At 50.1% G+C, this 1,975-nt stretch carries 2 protein-coding genes; one reads left to right on the top strand and one right to left on the bottom strand.

Going from position 1 to position 1,975, the window contains the following annotated elements; translation table 11 throughout:
• The first annotated feature begins 76 nt into the window (after positions 1-76).
• The gene (locus QMM04_RS22325; protein ID WP_282997086.1) at positions 77-406 is read left to right on the top strand and encodes a hypothetical protein; all 330 of its coding nucleotides are present in this window, start codon (positions 77-79) and stop codon (positions 404-406) included.
• Between the two features lie 101 nt (positions 407-507).
• Here the strand turns inward: QMM04_RS22325 and QMM04_RS22320 are convergent, their stop codons facing one another.
• Complete coding sequence (locus tag QMM04_RS22320) at positions 508-1,671, bottom strand: diguanylate phosphodiesterase (RefSeq protein WP_282997085.1); 1,164 nt, start codon at positions 1,669-1,671, stop codon at positions 508-510.
• Between the last annotated feature and the right edge of the window lie 304 nt (positions 1,672-1,975).

Here is a 1,975-nt window from a genome sequence, read left to right as displayed (position 1 = left end):
AGTCTGCGACTAATCTGGGCGGACCAGTGAAAAAAGTAAAAGCCTGCGAATAATTAGAATAGGAATAATTATGATAATGAGCGAGTTTCTGGAGCGGGTTAACCGCTGGCCAGCTATGCATTTCACAGCAATTGAATGCGAAAATCGGGATGGGGGATATGAAATTTATCTTCTCGACCAGAGCCATCAGACGGTCAGCCGGTTACTGATTTACCGTACTCCTGATCAGCAACATGCCAGCGCGATGACGGGGCATTTCCGGAGCTGGCTTGATAAGGTCAACAGAAAAAGGACACAGGTTCAGCCGAAGCTAGCGGGCAACAGCATTCTGGATAAATCCTCTGCAGCGCTTGCAAGGGTAAGAGGGAGAACGCCTCAGCAGAGTGCTGCGGCAAGATCCGTTTAACTCTATTTCGTGTGCTATAGACAAGCCAGCAGCCGAGAGCAGGCAGTGACCGGACGTCTTCCGGGAAATTACCCGGAAAAGTCCCTGATATCTGATGACGATTACATCGCTTCTCTGGACTCGGGCCAGGCAACAGCAGCACCGCCAGGGGAAAACAGACTCCCCTGAAAATCGATGATCCCTGCGGCTTCCAGCCACATCCACTCTTCCGGATGCTCAATGCCAGCGGCTATGATATTGATTTCAAGCGCTGAACAGCATCTGATAACGGCATGGACAACCGCCTGCTTAGGACCGCTGCGGTGAATATGGCGGATGATACCGGCGTCAATGCGAACCCTGTCAGGCTGAACGGTTGCCAGCAGAGAAAGTCCTGCAGAACCGTCGCCAAAGTTATCGATTGAAATGCTTATGCCCGCCTGTCTGAGATAGCGGATGGCGCGCGTGAATTCGTCCAGTTGCGATATGACTTCTCTTTCACTGACCCCTAGGATTACCTGCTCAGGCACAAGCCCTGCGGACTCAATTGCACTGACAATCTGGCCAACAGCGCCCGGAATCGCTACCAGCGTCATGGGCAGAATGGTGACATAAAGTGGGATCCCGTCGGGGCAGGCTTTGCCGGCTTTTTTCAGCGCAAGGCATACTGCACTCAGGTCATATTCATAGCGCTCATCATCGTTAAGGCCGTCCTGTAATCTGTCAGGAATAGCTTCAATAGCTGTCACTTCACGACCCAGCGGATCCACTACCGGTCTGAAGCTGATGCCCTTATCCCCGTAGGTAACGGGATCGTTGTCCGCCGGAACAAACTCCCAGTAGTCAGGAGGAAGCACTTCGAAATAGTTTTCTTTCTCGCGCGATTCGACGAAGGTTCTCAGGAACTGGAGTCCGCGATCGTCATAAGTCAGCCGGTAGCGGGAGGTACCCCTGTCCAGTACCGCCTGCAACACGGTCTCCTGAGCATGTGTTCTCAAATCAAAGAGCTCCATACCTGCATTACCGAACCGACGTGAGGGAGAATAATCCCGCATCAGTTCCACGACGTTATGATGGCGCCTGTCCGAGCAGATCCGCGCATAAACTTCCTGTACACCTGCTTCAGGCCCTTCAAGGATCTGAAAGAAGTGCGTGCCATTGAACAGCAGAATACCCGTGACGTTCCTACTCGCGTTGAAACCGCTCGCCTGGCTGACCATATCCGGCAGAATTTTGACGGGTACATCGTCTGAAATATGGCTTCTGTATATTATAGTTGTCAGCATGCTCTGCTCCGCTTAATTATGATTGTCCACGCACACCATAGCAGTCTGTATGCTTTACGGACACCTTATTATTAGCGGAGCGCAAGCTAAAAGATTATTTATTTATGCAGCGATGCTGTTGAGCTCTCCAAAAGAATAAACATTTGAAACATTGCGGTAAGCGTGACAACAACACCTGAAAACCAATCATAACTCCCCTTAAAATCGGAAAAGTGATAATACTTACACCTGGTTTAAGATGAACAGGAATGCCTTTCGATTAAGATTTTATAAACCTTCTTTCCGGGCATATAGTTTCAATAGC

This window comes from Pantoea sp. Pa-EAmG, assembly GCF_030024295.1.
Lineage (GTDB): Bacteria > Pseudomonadota > Gammaproteobacteria > Enterobacterales > Enterobacteriaceae > Pantoea > Pantoea dispersa.
Note: the sequence above shows the minus strand (reverse complement) of the source record. Positions and strands in the feature narration are given on the sequence as shown.

Excerpts from the sequence above, each read along its gene's own strand:
- QMM04_RS22325 (WP_282997086.1), top strand. The coding sequence starts at position 77 with ATGAGCGAGTTTCTGGAGCGGGTTAACCGCTGGCCAGCTATGCATTTC.
- QMM04_RS22320 (WP_282997085.1), bottom strand. The coding sequence starts at position 1,671 with ATGCTGACAACTATAATATACAGAAGCCATATTTCAGACGATGTACCC.